Source organism: Thioalkalivibrio sp. ALMg3 (assembly GCF_000381225.1).
Lineage (GTDB): Bacteria > Pseudomonadota > Gammaproteobacteria > Ectothiorhodospirales > Ectothiorhodospiraceae > Thioalkalivibrio > Thioalkalivibrio versutus.
Map to the genome: position 1 here is coordinate 29,329 of NZ_KB906230.1, position 16,396 is coordinate 45,724.

General features: G+C 67.8%; 13 protein-coding genes. 3 read left to right on the plus strand and 10 right to left on the minus strand.

What is annotated here, in order from left to right; translation table 11 throughout:
* Nucleotides 1-258 precede the first annotated feature (258 nt).
* Nucleotides 259-1,926, minus strand: coding sequence for an energy-dependent translational throttle protein EttA (gene ettA / locus F622_RS0111160; RefSeq protein ID WP_018168610.1), 1,668 nt, complete (start codon nt 1,924-1,926; stop codon nt 259-261).
* Nucleotides 1,927-2,293: 367 nt separating this feature from the next.
* Between ettA and F622_RS0111165 the strand changes: the two genes are divergently transcribed.
* Together F622_RS0111165 and F622_RS0111170 are read left to right on the plus strand one after the other, a co-directional pair.
* Entirely contained in the window at nt 2,294-2,941 is a 648-nt protein-coding gene (locus F622_RS0111165) for a biliverdin-producing heme oxygenase (RefSeq protein ID WP_019563272.1), read from the plus strand.
* A gap of 40 nt (nt 2,942-2,981) precedes the next feature.
* Nucleotides 2,982-5,009 (plus strand): sensor domain-containing diguanylate cyclase, encoded by a 2,028-nt coding sequence (locus F622_RS0111170; protein ID WP_026331574.1) that lies wholly within the window; start codon nt 2,982-2,984, stop codon nt 5,007-5,009.
* Between the two features lie 218 nt (nt 5,010-5,227).
* Here the strand turns inward: F622_RS0111170 and F622_RS0111175 are convergent, their stop codons facing one another.
* Nucleotides 5,228-7,936 (minus strand): cation-transporting P-type ATPase, encoded by a 2,709-nt coding sequence (locus F622_RS0111175; protein WP_019571981.1) that lies wholly within the window; start codon nt 7,934-7,936, stop codon nt 5,228-5,230.
* A 156-nt stretch (nt 7,937-8,092) separates the two neighbouring features.
* Between F622_RS0111175 and F622_RS0111180 the strand changes: the two genes are divergently transcribed.
* Nucleotides 8,093-8,995: an alpha/beta hydrolase gene (locus F622_RS0111180; RefSeq protein WP_019571982.1), complete on the plus strand. Its 903-nt coding sequence runs from the start codon at nt 8,093-8,095 to the stop codon at nt 8,993-8,995.
* An 88-nt stretch (nt 8,996-9,083) separates the two neighbouring features.
* On the opposite strand, the gene F622_RS0111185 is transcribed toward F622_RS0111180, so the two are convergent.
* From F622_RS0111185 to F622_RS0111220, 8 genes are read right to left on the minus strand one after another with little or no spacing between them, the layout of a single operon-like run.
* Entirely contained in the window at nt 9,084-10,802 is a 1,719-nt protein-coding gene (locus F622_RS0111185; protein ID WP_019571983.1) for a complex I subunit 5 family protein, read from the minus strand.
* Nucleotides 10,799-12,319, minus strand: coding sequence for a complex I subunit 5 family protein (locus F622_RS0111190; RefSeq protein ID WP_019571984.1), 1,521 nt, complete (start codon nt 12,317-12,319; stop codon nt 10,799-10,801). The genes F622_RS0111185 and F622_RS0111190 overlap by 4 nt, the downstream gene beginning before the upstream one ends.
* Nucleotides 12,319-13,803, minus strand: a complete 1,485-nt coding sequence (locus F622_RS0111195; RefSeq protein WP_019571985.1) for a complex I subunit 5 family protein — start codon at nt 13,801-13,803, stop codon at nt 12,319-12,321. The genes F622_RS0111190 and F622_RS0111195 overlap by 1 nt, the downstream gene beginning before the upstream one ends.
* Nucleotides 13,800-14,222: a cation:proton antiporter subunit C gene (locus F622_RS0111200; protein WP_018649842.1), complete on the minus strand. Its 423-nt coding sequence runs from the start codon at nt 14,220-14,222 to the stop codon at nt 13,800-13,802. The genes F622_RS0111195 and F622_RS0111200 overlap by 4 nt, the downstream gene beginning before the upstream one ends.
* Nucleotides 14,219-15,214 carry a hydrogenase subunit MbhD domain-containing protein gene (locus tag F622_RS0111205; protein ID WP_019571986.1) on the minus strand — a complete coding sequence of 332 codons (996 nt, stop codon included), beginning with the start codon at nt 15,212-15,214 and terminating at the stop codon, nt 14,219-14,221. The genes F622_RS0111200 and F622_RS0111205 overlap by 4 nt, the downstream gene beginning before the upstream one ends.
* Nucleotides 15,211-15,507, minus strand: a complete 297-nt coding sequence (locus F622_RS0111210; protein WP_019571987.1) for a monovalent cation/H(+) antiporter subunit G — start codon at nt 15,505-15,507, stop codon at nt 15,211-15,213. Before F622_RS0111210 ends, F622_RS0111205 begins: the two co-directional genes overlap by 4 nt.
* Nucleotides 15,497-15,823, minus strand: a complete 327-nt coding sequence (locus F622_RS0111215; RefSeq protein WP_019571988.1) for a monovalent cation/H+ antiporter complex subunit F — start codon at nt 15,821-15,823, stop codon at nt 15,497-15,499. Before F622_RS0111215 ends, F622_RS0111210 begins: the two co-directional genes overlap by 11 nt.
* Nucleotides 15,820-16,383 (minus strand): Na+/H+ antiporter subunit E, encoded by a 564-nt coding sequence (locus F622_RS0111220; protein WP_019571989.1) that lies wholly within the window; start codon nt 16,381-16,383, stop codon nt 15,820-15,822. The genes F622_RS0111215 and F622_RS0111220 overlap by 4 nt, the downstream gene beginning before the upstream one ends.
* Between the last annotated feature and the right edge of the window lie 13 nt (nt 16,384-16,396).

Sequence of the window (16,396 nt, forward strand, 5' to 3'; positions counted from 1 at the left end):
CATGCGCCCGCGCGTCCTTCACACAGCAACGCTCTGACCCCGGCGCCTCGCAGGTGACTGGAGCCGGTACCCAGATCGTCCCACAAGCCGCTCGAGCCCGCTCGCCGTGGTGTTGGATTGGGCGGTGAGCTTCGAGCCGATTGCCTGCCCCCCTGGTTTGCCGTGGTGGCCCTTTGCGAGCCGGGACGCTTTCAAGGGTTCGCGTAGGTGAAGGGCAGAAACCAAAAGGCCCGGCGGGTGCCGGGCCTTCGGGGTGGATCAGGAGGCGAGTCGCTTGTACTTGACCCGGTGCGGCTGGTCGGCCGCGGCGCCCAGGCGCTTGTGGCGGTCTTCCTCGTACTCCTGGTAGTTGCCGTCGAAGAACACCACGTTGCCGTCTTCCTCGAACGCGAGGATATGCGTGGCGATGCGGTCGAGGAACCAGCGATCATGCGAGATCACGATCACGGAGCCGGGGAAGTCCAGCAGCGCCTCTTCCAGCGCGCGCAGGGTCTCCACGTCCAGGTCGTTGGTCGGTTCGTCGAGCAGCAGGAAGTTGCCGCCGCTTTGCAGCAGCTTGGCCAGGTGCACGCGGTTGCGCTCCCCACCGGAGAGATCCTTCATGCGCTTTTGCTGGTCGGTGCCCTTGAAGTTGAAGCGGCCGACGTAGGCGCGTGACGGCATCTGGAAGTTGCCGACCTGGATGATGTCCTGGCCGTTGGAGATCTCCTCCCAGACGGTCTTCTCGTCCTGCAGGGCATCGCGGCTCTGGTCGACATAGGCCAGCTGCACGGTTTCGCCCAGCTCGATGGTCCCTTCGTCCGGTTGTTCCTGGCCGGCGATCATGCGGAACAGGGTGGTCTTGCCCACGCCGTTCGGGCCGATCACACCGATCAGCGCACCGCGCGGAACGGAGAGAGACAGGCCCTGGTAGAGCACGCGATCGCCGAAGTGCTTGGACAGGTTGTCCACCTCCAGCACCTTGTCGCCCAGACGCGGGCCCGGCGGGATGTAGATCTCCTTGGTCTCGGAGCGCTTCTGGTAGTCGGTGGAGGCGATCTCCTCGAAGCGCTTCAGGCGGGCCTTGCTCTTGGCACCACGGCCCTTCGGGTTGGAGCGCACCCACTCCAGTTCGGACTCCATCGCCTTCACGCGGGCCGCCTCGGATTTTTCTTCCTGCTTCAGGCGCTTTTCCTTCTGTTCCAGCCACTGCGAGTAGTTGCCCTGGAACGGGATGCCCTGGCCACGGTCCAGCTCGAGGATCCAGCCGGCCACATTGTCGAGGAAGTAGCGGTCATGGGTCACCGCAACCACGGTGCCCTGGAACTCCTGCAGGAAGCGCTCCAGCCAGGCCACGGATTCGGCGTCCAGGTGGTTGGTCGGCTCATCGAGGATCAGCATGTCCGGGTTGGACAGCAACAGCCGGCACAGCGCCACACGGCGGCGTTCCCCCCCGGAGAGGTTCTTCACGTCGGCATCCCACGGCGGCAGGCGCAGGGCGTCGGCAGCCACCTCCAGCTTTCGCTCCAGGTTGTGGCCGTCGGCGGCCTCGATCTTCGCCTCCAGCTCGCCCTGCTTCGCGGCCAGGGCGTCGAAGTCGGCCTCCGGCTCGGCATAGGCGGCATACACCTGATCCAGCTCGGCCAGGGCTTCCTTGACCGGGGCCACGGCCTCTTCCACGTTGCCGCGGACATCCTTGTTCTCGTCGAGCTGCGGCTCCTGCGACAGGTAGCCGATGTGGATGCCCGGCTGCGGGCGCGCCTCGCCGACAATGTCGGTATCCACGCCTGCCATGATGCGCAGCAGGGTAGATTTGCCCGCGCCGTTGTAGCCCAGCACGCCAATCTTGGCGCCCGGGAAGAAATTCAGGTTGATGTCCTTGAGGATGTACTTCTTCGGCGGGACGATCTTGCCCACGCCGTTCATGGTGAAGATGTACTGCGCCATGGTGCTCCTGCGACGAATTCGGTTTGGATGAGGGGGCTGGCCACTCGTGGCCCGCGCTGGGTCGGCACTTTACCATCCCAAGGGGGTCAGGGGCGTGTCTCGCGGCCTGCCAGGGTTCCACCGCGGGCGGTCCCCGCAACTCCGCGATCCGGGTAGGTGTGTGTCGAATGAAGCGATCAAGCCGTTCAACGAGCGGGTGGGGGTCTGGCACGCCCTGGAAACTCGGGTCGTCCCATGAATCGGGGAGCGCAGCGGCCCTGCGACGGTGCCCCATGCGACTGCGTCCCCTTCCTGCCATCCGGGACTGGACCCGAAGGCATCAAGCCGGGGCTCGAGGAATATCGGCGCGAAAGCCCCAGTACTCGGAATGCTGGACGGCACAGGCTCGGCGCAAGCTGCTACCATTCATGCAATGAGAAGGTATCACCGGGGGCGCGCGCACCAGGCCTTGCGCAGGGGCACGGCGCCCGCGCACAAGGCGCTGGATCAGCACCGGTTGATGCAGCAGCTGACCGGTCGCGCGCTTACCCGCGAGCAGTACGCGGAATCGCTTGCGGCCATGCACCGACCGCATGCCCGACTGGAGTGGCGGGTTCATGCAAGCCGCCATCATGCGGAGTCGGGATTCGAGCTGTCACCACGTCTCGCGCGACTGGAAGCGGACCTGGTCGAGTTGGGCCAGCCCGTCCCCCCGGTCTCGCAGAGGCCGCCGGACCTTTCGGATGGACGTGCGGCCTGGTGGGGCCGGGTTTACGTATTGGAGGGATCGCGTCAGGGCAGTGCGGTGATTGCCCGGTGCATCCATTCCAGCCTGGGCGATACGGTGCCTTGCCGTTTTTTCGGCGAGGCCATCGTGCCCGACGACTTTGGTCGCTTGCTGGCAACGCTCGACCGCGAGCTGGAAGTCGATGATGCTCTCGAGCAGGCCGTAGCAGGCGCCCGAGAGGCGTTCGCCGACTACCAGGCCGAGCTGGATGCTTTCGACAGCAGGAAACGCACTGTCGAAATGCGATAAATTCATTGCCCGCTGTCACTCCGCGAAGGAGATGAAGGATATGGACGAGCCGGAACTGGTCGCCGCGCTCGAGGCTTGCGAGCGCGAGCCGGTGCATATCCCGGGAGCGATTCAGCCGCATGGTGCGCTGATTGCCATGGACGAGCAGCTCCAGGAGGTTCGCCAGGTTAGCGCCAACCTCGAATCCATCCTCGGTGTGCGGGTGGCGGATGCGTTCGCCATGACACCCGAGCGGCTGTTCACGCGCCGCTGGCTCGATCAGATCCGCACCCAGCTTGAGTCCCCGAACCGTTACGGTGCGATGATCGTGTCGCTGCGGATCCGCGGCCGGTCACAGCGGTTTCGTCTGCTCTCGTATCGCAGCGGTGCGCGAGTGGTGGCCGAACTCGAACCGATTTCCGGCAATCCCGAGCGCTGGCTGTTTGGCGCCATGGCCGACTGGCAGACGGAGCTGTCCGGTCATACGACCCGTGACGGGCTGCTGCGGGCGCTCACCGCCCTGGTGCGCGAACTGGCCGGCTACGATCGGGTGATGATCTATCGGTTCGACGAGGACTGGAACGGCAGCGTTGTCGCCGAAAGCCTGTCCGCCGGGGCCGATAGCTACCTCGGCCACCACTTTCCCGCCAGCGACATACCGGCCCAGGTGCGTCAGCTCTACAGCATCAAGCACGTGCGTGACATCCCGGATGCATCGGCCGCAGCCGTGCCGCTCGTCCCCGAAAGCGACCCGGCCGATGATTCCGCCCTGGACCTGTCGCACGGCATCCTGCGCGCGGTCGCGCCGATCCATGTCACCTATCTGGCCAACATGGGCGTGGTCGCCTCGATGTCGATTGCACTGCATCTGGATGGTCGGCTGTGGGGACTGCTGGCCTGCCACGCGGCTTCGCCCAACATTCTGTCGCCGGCGCTACGTGATGCCCTGCGCGCCATGGTGCAGACGGCCTGTTTCCAGCTGGAACTGATACAGGCCCGCGACGACGCCGTGCTGATTCAGCGCGCCAATGAAAGCCGCGACGTCCTGGTCGACGAGCGGGGTGAGTTTCCCGAGCCGGAAGAACTGCTGGAGCGACACGGCAAGGACTGGCTCCAGGTGTTCCGGGCGAGTGGTGCGGTGCTGGCCGCCGGCGATCAGAGCGCCGGCGTGGGCACTGTGCCGGATGCCGAGTCGATCAATGGCATTGTCGCCTGGTTGAACAAGCATCGCACCGGCGAACTGGCCTGGTCGTCAAGCGAGCTCGGCCGGACCGGGCTGGGCGCGTTCTGTCAGCCCGCCCGGGCCGCGGGCTTGCTGGCGGTACCTTTGCCGATCCGGAATGCACGTCACGCCTGGCTGCTGTTCTTCCGGTCGGAGAAGGCCGAAACCCGTATCTGGGCCGGCAACCCGGAAAAGACCATCGACCGGCAAAGCGGCCGATTGTCACCGCGCGAGAGTTTCGCTTCCTGGAAGGAAACCGTGCGCGGACAAAGTGCCCGCTGGCTCTCGGTCGAACTGCGTGCGGCGACCGACCTGGCCAGCGATCTGGCCGTGCTGATCGCGGCCGGCGAGATCAGTCAGCTCAATCAGCGTCTCGAGCGTCTGGCTACCCGTGACCATCTCACCGGCCTTTGGAATCGCTATCGCATGGAGGGGGCGATCGAACAGGAGGTTGCCGCGGCCGAACGCTACGGTCGACCTTGCGCGCTGGTCATGTTCGATATCGACCATTTCAAGCGTTTTAACGACACCTGGGGACACGATGCCGGCGACGAGGTTCTGGTGAGAATTGCAACGACTGTCTCGACCCAGATGCGCGACACCGATCTCGCGGGTCGCTGGGGGGGTGAAGAATTCCTCGTACTGGCCGCCAACACCGATCTCGAGGGTGCGGCGCGTCTGGCGGAACGGCTGCGCGCGGCGATCGCGGCCCTGGAGATCCGCGACTATGGCCATGTGACTGCCAGCTTCGGCGTGGCGGTATACCGGGAGGGCGATCAGAGCCGCGACATCGTCAAGCGCGCGGACCTCGCCCTGTATGCCGCCAAGGAGGGCGGACGCAACCGAGTCGAAGTCAGCGCCGACTGAATCCGAACCTAGAGGCATGTGGGCGTTGGCCTTGGCGGGTCGGATCATGCTCGATATCGAGAAGACGTGTACGAAACGGGGATGACGCGGGGTTTATTCGCGCTTGCAGCCGCGACGTTTTGCCGTCGAATGGCGCCCTCGGGAGTGAACCCATGCCAGGCGGGGCCGGGGCGGCAGGCCGACCCGATTGGGCCGCTGCGGCGTCTCGGGGGAGGCGTTTACTGGTGGGGGTTGAAACCACGCCGGCGCAGCAGCGTCTTTTCGAGTTCGACCAGAGTGAACAGGATCAGGCCGAAGGCGAGGATGCGGGCCCATTCCTCGAGGCCGATGGCGGTGGTGCCGAACAGCAGCTGCAGTGGCGGGGCGTAGGTAAAGAGGCTCTGCAGTACGATCAGGATCCCGATTGCGACCAGGGCCGGTCGGCTGGCGACGAGGCTTGCATGGCTGAGAGCAGGCGCCAGAAGAGAACGGCTGGTAAGCATGAAGAACAGCTGCCCCATCACCAGGGTGTTGATGGCCACCGTGCGGGCGAACTCGTGTTCCGCCCCCTGCTGCTCCAGCCACAGGAAGTGGCCAAAGGCGCCGGCGACCAGCAGGGTGGACACGAAACTGACGCGCCAGAGCAGGAAGCCGGACAAGATAGGCGAATTGGGCGGGCGAGGAGGGCGTTGCATGACGCCCGGCTCGGTAGGTTCGAAGGCCAGCGCCAAGCCGAGGGTAACTGCGCTGACCATGTTGACCCATAGCACCTGCACCGGAGTTAGCGGCAGGGTCAGACCCAGCAAAATGGCAGCGACGATCGTGAAGGCCAGCCCCCCGTTGCTGGGCAGCAGGAACATGATCGCCTTTTTCAGGTTGTCGTAGACAGTTCGGCCTTCTTCGACCGCATTGGCGATGGAGACGAAGTTGTCGTCGGCCAGTACCATTGCGGAGGCCTCGCGTGCGGCCTCGGTGCCCTTCAGCCCCATGGCCACACCAACATCGGCGCGTTTGAGTGCAGGGGAGTCGTTTACGCCGTCACCGGTCATGGCCACCACGTCGCCGTGGCTCTGAATCGCGCGCACGAGGCGTAGTTTGTGCTCCGGTGTGGTACGGGCGAATACGTCGACGCGCTGGACTATCGCCTTGAGGTCATCGTCCGAGGTGTTGTCCAGTTCGTGGCCGACCACCACACCGCCTTTGGTGTTGATGCCCAGTTCGTCGGCGATCGCCCGTGCGGTGACGCCGTGATCGCCGGTGATCATCTTCACGCGGATCCCGGCTCCCTGACAGTGAGCCACCGCTTCGATCGCCTCTTCACGCGGCGGGTCGATGATTCCGCAGACAGCGACCAGGGTGAGCCCCCCGTTCTCGATGTCGCCAAACTCGAGCTCTCGACGGAGCCCTTCCATGCGCCGGGTAGCGAGAGCGAGCAGGCGCTGACCACGGGCGGCGACATCATCCATCCACTGTTGCCAGTGTTCGGAGTCCAGCGGTTCATCCTCATCTTTAGTGCGCTGGTGGCTGCACAGGGACAGCACGCGTTCTGGCGCGCCCTTGAGGAAGAGGAAGGCGTGACCCTCATGATCGTGGTGCAGGGTGGCCATGAACTTGTAGGACGATTCGAACGGGATCACGTCGTCGCGCACAAATTCCTTGTTCACGAGCTTCGGGTCCAGCCCGCCCTTCATCGCCGCGGTGATCAGGGCCCCCTCGGTGGGGTCACCCTCCATGGTCCAGGCGTCGTCCTTCGGGTAGACCTCGGCATCGTTGCACAGGAGGATGCCGCGCAGGATCTCCGCGAGCAGCGGGTCGGATTCCGGATCGGCCTCCTGGCCGTCGCGGGTAATCCCGCCGTGCGGCTCGTAGCCCACCCCGGTCAGCTCGTACTCCGCCGCGGTGGTGACGATGCTCTTCACCGTCATCTCGTTGCGGGTCAGGGTGCCGGTCTTGTCCGAGCAGATGGTGGTGACCGAGCCGAGGGTCTCCACCGCGGGCAGGCGGCGGATAATCGCGTGGCGCGCGGCCATGCGCTGTACCCCGATCGCCAGGGTGATGGTCATGATCGCCGGCAGGCCCTCGGGGATCGCCGCGACTGCGAGGCTGACCGCCGCGAGGAAGGTCTCCACCAGGTCGTAGTCGCGCACCCAGAAGCCAAAGGCGAAGGTGGCCGCGGCCAGTATGCCGATCGCCACCGACAGCCAGCGGCCGAACTGCGCGATCTGGCGCAGCAGCGGCGTCGTCAGGGTCTCCACCTCGCCGATCATGGTGGAGATGCGGCCGATCTCGGTATCGGCCCCGGTGCCGATCACCACGCCGCGCCCCTGGCCGAAGGCGACCAGGGTGCCGGAGTAGGCCATGCACCGCCGATCGCCCAGGTCGGCCTCGGCCTGCACCGGGTCGGTCTGCTTGTCGCTGGCGACCGATTCGCCGGTCAGCGCAGCCTCGTCGATGCGCATGTTGTGCGCGCCAGTCAGGCGCAGGTCCGCCGGGACGCGATCCCCCGCCTGCAGATAGACGATGTCGCCGGGGACCAGCTCTTCCGCCGGGATGCTGCGGCGCTGGACGTCGCGCAGCACCTGGGCGCGGGGCGAGAGCATCTGGCGGATGGCGTCCAGGGCCTTCTCGGCCTTGCCTTCCTGGATGTAGCCGATGATGGCGTTGATCAGCACCACCCCGAGGATCACGCCGGTATCCAGCCAGTGCCCGAGAAACGCCGTGCCGACGGCCGCGGCGATCAGCACATAGATCAACACGTTGTGGAACTGCAGCAGGAAGCGCTTCAGCGGGCCAGTACGCGCGGTCTCCGGCAGACGGTTGGGGCCTACCTGCTGCAGCCGTTCCTGCGCATCGCTGGATGCGAGCCCGCGATCACTCGCCTCCAGGTGCCGGAGCACCGCGTCGGTCTTCAGTGCGTGCCAGTCGCGTGACGGGTCGCGATCGCTCATGCGTCTCCCGGGGAGGTGATGGCCAGGCAGTCGGTCCGGATGGTCCTATCATGCGCCGAGGCGCCGGCGCTGTCAGGCCGGTCTTCGGTCGCGTGGTGGAATTTTCCCAACACGAACGAGTCTATTTCCGGACCAACAGTCACAGGAGGAATGCCCATGTCCCGCTGGATTGCACTGACCGCCGTCGCGTTCGCCGGAATGTTTACCACCTCGGCGATGGCCGCGGAGAAGGTCACGCTGGAGCACGAGGACCGGACGCTGATCGGTCACATGAAGGAAGGCATGGGCGCGAGCCCCTCCGACGGCGTGGTCCTGATGCTGCACGGTACCCTGGCGCACGGGCGCATGGAGGTGATGGCGGCGGTGCAGGATCTGCTGGCCGACCACGGGCTGAACTCGCTGTCGATCAACCTGAGCTACGGCATCGAAGCGCGCGAGGGCATGTTCGAGTGCGACGCCCCGGTGCGCCACGGGGTCGATGATCATCTGCAGGAGGTCAGCCTGTGGCACGAGTGGCTGCAGGACGAGGGCTATGGCCCCGTCACCCTGTTCGGCCACTCGCGTGGCGGCAACCAGATCGCCCGTTACCTCACCGAGCACGACCCGGACGGTATTCGCGCCCTGGTGCTGGTGGCCGCATCCACCTATGACGAGGACGAGGCCGCGGCCGAGTTCGAGGAGGACAGCGGCCTGCCGCTGCAGGTCATGCTGGATCGTGCCCGCGAGCTGCAGCGCATGAATCAGGAAGAGACCCTGATGGAGGACGTGCGCTTCCTCTACTGCGAGGAACTGGACGTGACCCCGCGCGCCTTCCTTGGCTACTACGAGCCGACCCGCCAGAACGACACCCCCACGGTGATCCGCGGGATGCAGATCCCGACCCTGGTGATCGTCGGCTCCGAGGATGACGTGGTGCCGGACCTGCCGCAGAAGATCGAGGCGGTGAAGGACAGCGGCGACATCACCCTGATGACCGTGGACGGTGCCGATCACTTCTTCCGCGACTTCTTCGCGGATGACGTGGCCGATTTCACCGCGGACTTCATCGATCAGAACTGATCGGTAAGCCCTCAAGAACAAGTCGGCGCTAGTGCAAGGCCGGCCCGGGAATTCCCCGGGCCGGCCTTTTTCGTGCCCGTGTTAGGGGCTATCCGACCAGCAACGTCAGGTAGAGCCCGAGCATCGCGGCGGAGAACAGCAGCCCGATGGTCTCCCATCGCGTCAGGACGCGTTCGGCGTCTTCCAGACGCTGGCGCAGTTTCAGGCGCAGTAGCCGCAGGCGTGCCGGCATCCGGTGCGGCCGGGGTGGTCGCAGGGCCAGGCTTCGGTGGGTACGGCGGGCGGCACTCCAGGCGGCATCGGCCAGCACGGCCAGATCGCCCTCCGGCACGCGTGGGGTCTCGCGGTCACGGATCAGCCGGTAGGCGATGCCGGCGAGGACGAGCCCCAGGGCGATCGGCCACAGCAGGGCCAGGCCATACAGATCCCGTGGCTCGACGGGCAGGCCGCCGGGCCCGACGACCAGGACCCCGAACGGGAGCAACAACCCCGTCAGTGCAAGCGCGCCCCAGGCCCACCACCGGTGCCGGTCAAGTCCGTTGGCGGGTGCCCGCAGCCCGGCCTGCCAGCACCACAGGAAACGCAGCAGCAGTACGGTGGTGCCCGCTGCGGCGAGGGTCAGCAGCAACTCCGTATGCGCCAGCCAGCCGGGCAGCGCGTCGGGGGCCAGCGGGCCCTTTAGCGTGTTCTTGGCCAGCGCGCCGCTGGTGAACGGCAACCCGGCCAGCGCCAGGGCCGGCAACAGGGTGAACAGGACAAACGCGGCCCGGGCCAGGGGGGTGCCCGGGCACTGGCTCTGCATTCCGGCCGTCAGGAACAGCGCGCCCTTGGCCAGTCCGTGATGCACGGCATACAGCGTGACGGCCGCGAGCAGCCAGCCGCGCGCCTCCGGCAGCAACAGGGCCAGGCCGATGCCGACCGTCATCAGCCCCATCTGCGAGATGCTGGAATAGGCGAGGATGGTCTTCGGTCGCACCTGCAGGACGCCCACCAGCACCCCGAGGAAGGCCGCTGCCAGGCCCAGCAGGACCAGGGTCTCGCCCAGCACTGCATGCCCGGCGGCATCGATCGGCAACAGCCGCATCCAGCCCAGCAGCCCGGCCTTGATCATCGCCCCGGACAGCACAGCGCTGGCGGGCACCGGGGCCGCCGGATGGGCCAGGGGCAGCCAGAAGTGCAGCGGCAGCATCCCGGCCTTGATGCCCAGGCCCAGCACCAGCAGCACCAGCGCCCAGCCGTCGGGGCGTGCCGCCGCCACCGCCGCCAGGCCGGACTGCCCCGCCGAATGCACGGCGAGGACCAGCCCCGCGAAGAGCAGTACCTCGCCCAGCACCGCAAGGATCAGGTACACCCGCCCGGCCCGCCACGCCTCCGGCTTCCCGGAGTGGACCACCAGCCCGTAGGCGGAGAGGCTCATCAGAGCAAAGAACAGGTAGAAGGCGAGCGCGTCCTGGGCCAGGATCAGCCCCAGGTTGCCGGCCAGCGCGAGCAGCCAGAACACGTAGAAACGGTGGCGACGCGGGTCGTCGCGGCGTTCGGACAGGGCGAACAGCCCGGCGGCCAGCCACAGGCCCGCGGTCAGGGCCAGGAACGCCCGGCCGGTCGGATCGAGCGCCAGGTGGGTGCCCATCAGCAGGCTGTCGAAGGTCGCCTCGAGCCCAGTCGGGGCCAGTGCGGCGAGCAGCAGCCCGGGCAGGGCGGTCCAGGGCACCATGCGGTTTAGCCGTGCCCGTCCCGGGCGCAGTCCGACGAACACCGCGAGTACCAGCGGCAGCAGCGGGACCGCGAGTAGCAGGGCGCCGTTCACAGCCCGAACCCCGGCAGTGAATAGTCACGCCGCACGATCAGGCTGACCCAGCCCAGGGGGCTCAGCCCCAGCCCGGCGAACAGGCCGACCAGCAGGCCCAGCGCGGCGGTGAAGACCACCGGGAACAGCAGCATCCAGTGGGTCTCGAAGCGGGTGGGCCCGGCATGTGCCCGCAGCGGCTCTTCCCACGGCTCGCGGCGCTCCCCGAGCCAGCCGCGAATGACCGGCGGCAGGAAATAGGCCGCGTTCAGCAGGCTGCTGAGCACGAGCACGCCGAGCACCCAGGGCATGCCGGACTCCAGCGCCCCCAGCCCGAGGTGCCACTTGGTCACGAACCCCGCGAGCGGTGGCAGGCCGATCATGCCCAGCGCCCCGAGGGTGAAGGCGAGCATGGTCAGCGGCATGCGCCGGCCGACCCCGTTGAGCTCGCTGATGCGGTGGATGCCGAGGGTCTCGGCGAAGTTGCCGGCACAGAAGAACAGGGTGATCTTGGTGATGCCCTGGTGCACCAGATGCACCAGCCCGCCGATGATGCCCAGCGGCCCGGCCAGCGCCACGCCCAGGATGATGTAGGAGACCTGGCTGATGGTCGAGAAGGCCAGCCGCTGCTTCAGATCGTCGGCGCGCAGGGCCTGGATGGAGCCGTAGATGATCGTGATGGCCGCGACCACCAGCAGGCCCGCAGTCAGGCCCAGTTCGATCGCCAGTTCGGCCCCGTAGACGTCGTTGACGACGCGGATGATGCCGAAGGCGCCGGCCTTGACCACGGCCACGGCGTGCAGCAGCGCGCTCACCGGCGCCGGCGCGACCATTGCGATGGGCAGCCACGAATGCAGCGGCACCAGCGCGGCCTTCACCCCGAAGCCGATCATCAGGAGTACGAACAGGACCTGCAGGGTGATCGTGTGGGTATCCGCCAGGCCGTCCAGATAGCCGCCCGGGGTAAAGCCCTCGGCCCCGGCCAGGATCGTGAGCCAGACAATCGCCGTGAACAGCACCAGCCCGCTGGTCAGCGTGTAGGCGAGATAGAGCCGTCCGGCCCGCAGCGCGGCCGGCGTACCTCGATGGACCACCAGTGGCCAGGTCGCGAGTGTCAGAATCTCGTAGAAGATGAGGAAGGTGATCAGGTTGCCGGACAGGGCAATGCCGACCGTCGCACTGACGCACAAGGAGAAAAACCCGAAGAAGCGACTGCGCCGGGGCGAACCCTCCAGGTAGCCGATCGCGTAGACGGTGGTCACGAACCACAGCACGGCCGAAAGACTGGCGAACAGGAGCGACAGCGCATCGGCCGCGAGCACCAGGTCGATGCCCGGCATCAGTGGCAGGCTGAAGCGGTATTCGTCGCCGCGCAGCACCCCGGCCAGCAGGACCCCGACCAGTGCCAGTTTGGTGCCGGCGCCACCCAGGTTCAGCGCGGTACGCAGGCCCTGGCGATGCTCGGGCAGGAAAAAGATCGCGATCCCCGGCCCGAGGGAGCTGAACAGGATCGCGAGCAGCAGCCAGCCGCCGTCCATCAGGGGGCCCCCGGCGTCAGCGCGAGCGTGTTGAGGGTCAGCGTCCCGGCCAGCCCGGCGAGCGCCGCGACGGTCGCCAGGCCCAGCGGTACCCAGTCCATCCACGGCGAGACCGCCTCGCCGGCGTCTTCGTGTCCGCGGTGAAAGGCCGGGGCCACCATCCGCAATATGTAGGCCGCCGCGAGCAGGCCGCCGCCGGCGATCGCCAGCACCCACAGCACGCCGATCACGCTGCCGGCCAGTACTGTGCCCAGACCGGCCTCCAGCAGCAGGTACTTGGCGATGAAGCCGCCAGTGAACGGCAGCCCCATCAGGCTGACGCCGGCCAGCCCCAGGGCGAAGACCGTGCGCGGCCGCGCCCGCAGTACATCGCCGAGATCGGCCAGCCGATCATGCCCGGCGGCGTGCTGCAGCGTGCCCGCCGCCAGGAAGACCGAGGCCTTGGCCAGCGCGTGGACGACCGCGAAGAACACCACCACCCGCCAGGCACCCGGATCCACCAGCATCAGCGGGAAGGCGATCAGCAGATAACCGAACTGGGCGACGGTGGAATAGGCCACAATCGATTTGAGGCGCCCGGCGCGCAGGGCCTGCAGCGAGCCCCAGACCAGCGCCGCCACGCCCAGTAGCCCGACGAGGATGCCGAAGGCCGGGGTGGCCAGCGGGGCGAACACGCCCATCCACAGACGCAGGATCAGATAGAACGACCCGGTGACCACCAGCCCTGAGAGCACCGCGCTGACCGGCGCCGGGGCCGACCCGTGGGCCGGCGCCAGCCAGACATGCAGCGGGAACAGCGCGGCCTTGAGCATGAGCCCGGCGGTCATCAGTACGGCAGCCATGCGTTCTGTGGGGCCCGCTTCGGTGCGGGCCTCCAGCAGCACCAGATCGAGGACCCCGTGCTCCCCGAACAGCAGCACCACCCCCATCAGGAAGCTGAGCGAGCCGAGGATGTTGACCAGCAGATAGCGCACTGCGCCGGAGACCGCGGCGGCCGTTCCGGTGAAGGCGACCAGCGCCACCGCGGACAGCGAGACCACCTCCAGCGTGATGTACAGGTTGAAGGCATCGCCGGAGAGAAACAGCATGTTCAGGCCGGCCCACAGCCAGAGCCACAAGGGCCAGAATTGGCGCCGCTCGATCCGATCATGCACATAGCCCAGGCTGTAGAGGCTGGTCGCAAGCCCCACGACGGCCGTCAGCACCAGCAGGGTCATGGACAGTCCGTCCAGATGCAGCATCAGGCCCAGCGGGGCCTCCCAGCCCCCCAGTGCCACCCGTGTGGCCGCGGCGTCCGGATCCGGCCCGGCGTTCAGGAACAGCGCACTCAGACCGAGCACCCAGGCTGTGATGGCGAGCGCCCCCAGCAGGCCGACGCGATGGGCCTGGCGCGGCCAGGCCGTCGCCAATACGGCCACTACCAGCGACAGCGCGACCAGCCCGGCGATCGCCGCCGGGAGCCACTCGGCATTTGCCGGGGTCACGAGGGCCGATCCTCGTCCGAGGCGGCGGGGCCGCCGTCGGCGTGATGTTCGCCGCGCGAGATGTCTTCCACCGGGGCGTCGTCGTCCGGTGGCCCGGGGAGCATCACTGCATGGCCCGTCAGCCGCGTCAGGTGCACCACCAAAGCCAGGGCGAAGGCGGTCGCGCTGACCGCGACCACGATGCCGGTCAGGGTCAGGGCCTGTGCCACCGGGTCCGGCGGGCCCTCGCCGCGGGCGGCCACACCCAGCAGCACCATGAACACGCCCGAGCCCATGATGTTCAGGGCCAGGATGCGTAGGACCAGATGGTGCCGGCGGATCAGCCCGTACAGCCCCAGGGCGAACAGGATGGCCCCAGCGGTGGGGTACAACAGGCCCGGTGCCAGCGTGTGGGCCAGTGTTTCGGCCAGGCCGTTCATGCGTCGTCCCCGGCCGGGCGCCCGGCCACGAACAGGGCCACCAGGGCCAGTGCGATGGACAGCGTCGCCGCGATCTCGATCAGGAGGATTAGCGGGTAGGCCCAGGCGTCCGCATAGCCGAGAAAGCCGTGTCCGGCCACGAGGCCGTACAGCCCCACCAGCAGGAACAGGGCGACGCCGGCGGTCAGGCCCAGGCGCAGTGGCACCCCCGGCGCCATTGGCAGCTGGTGCGGTCGCGCCAGGACCAGCAGGATCCCGGCCGCGCCGAGGATGGCCCCGGCCTGGAAGGCCCCGCCGGGGGCGTGGCTCCCGGCCCACAGCACGTACACCCCGGTGACGATCGCGACCGGGACCAGCAGGCGCAGGGTGCCGGGCAGGATCGGGCCCGGGGCCGGACGCGCCGGGATCAGGTCATGTCGCCCCAGCGACCACGCGCCCAGCAGTGCGATCAGGACAATCGCCAGCTCGAGGAAGGTGTCGTAGGCGCGGAAGTTCAGCAGCACCGCGGTGATCGGGTGATCGACGCCCGAGACGTCCATGTGCGCATCCACTACCGGCTCCAGCCCGGTGGACTGCGGCTGGTGCCACAGCGCGGTGACCAGCAGGCCGCCGACCACCAGGGCAAAGGTCAAAGCGGGCAGGAAGGTCCGGCGTTCGGGCGGCGGGTCGTGCAGCGCCCGCAGCAGGGCATGCGGCCCGGTGGGGTCGGGCGGGGGCGTATGCGGGCGGCCACTGCGACGTTCCGCCATGATGCTGCGCAGGCGTTCCAGCGTGACCAGAAGCAGGGCACCGGTGATGCCCGCGCCGATCGCGGCCTCGGCGAGCGCGATGTCCGGGGCCTCCAGCCGCACCCAGGCCAGCGCCAGCAGCAATCCGAATGTAATGAACAGCACCACGGCCCGGAACAGGTCGGTACTCGCCAGGCAGCGCCAGGCCACCCCGACGATGCCGGCCAGCAGGACCAGATCGAAGAGGACCAGCAGCCCGTTCATCGATCCGACTCGAACTCCCCGTGGGTCCAGGTTCGTTGCGCCACCATGTGCGCGGCGGTGGTCCCCGCGGCCAGGACCAGAAGCCAGATCAGCAGCAGCTTGAGGATGTCCGCCGGACCGCTGGCCTGGAACATCAGTCCGAGTACCACCAGCCCGAGCCCGACGTTGTCGGCCTTGGTCAACGCATGCAGGCGCGAGTAGACGTCGGGGAAGCGCAGCAGCCCGGCGGTGCCGGCGGCAAAGAACACAAGCCCGGCCAGGACCAGGACCACGGTCAGGGTATTAGCGATCATCGTTCGACTCCCTTGATTCCGTGGACTCGGGATGCTGGCGGTGGGTCGGGGTATCCGGCGGTTCCGGCAGGCCGTGCTGGCGGACGAAGGCCACGGCCGCGACCACCGCCAGCAGCGCAAAGACCAGCGCCACATCCACCAGGGCGGATTCCTCCAGCGTCATCGACAGCAACAGCAGGATCGTCACCCCGGTGGTGCCGAATAGTTGCGCGGCCAGCATCCGGTCCCCGGAACCCGGCCCGCGCAGTACCCGAACGAGACCCAGCAGGATGGTGCCCAGCAGGAACAGCGCCGCGGCCAGGTAGAAGACGCTCACGAGGTTTGCCCGTTGCGTTTGTCGCGGTGGTCACGCGGGTCGCGGAAGGCGGCCCGGATGCGTCTTTCCAGAGCGATCAGCGCCGCCCGGGTGTCGGCGTCGCGATCCAGCACATGCAGGGTCAACAACCGGCCCTCCAGCCGAATGCTGAGCGTGCCGGGCAACAGGCTAATGACCGCCATGAACAGGGTCAGCGGTGGCCCATGGGCCAGTTCGGTTCGGTAGGTGACGAACGCCGGCTGGATTGGCAGGCGCGGATCCAGGGCGCGGCGCGCGACATCCAGGCCGCCCAGAAACGAGTTGCGAAGAAAAAAGCCCAGCAGGCCGGGCAGGGCGCGCAGGCGTAACGGGAGCGGCCGGCCGGTCGGCAGCAGCAGGCTGGCGCTACCGGCCAGAACGATCGCCAGCAGGGCCAGCGGTTCCAGCAGGGCCTCGTGGCCCGCGAGTACCCACCACAGCAGCGCGGCCGCGGCCGCAGTCCCGATCGCCCGCCTGCCACGTGACCGCGCGCGTCCCGGGAAGCCGGGGCTCGGTTGCGAGGAGCGAGACGCGGGCGTCATCGAGTCGCTGACT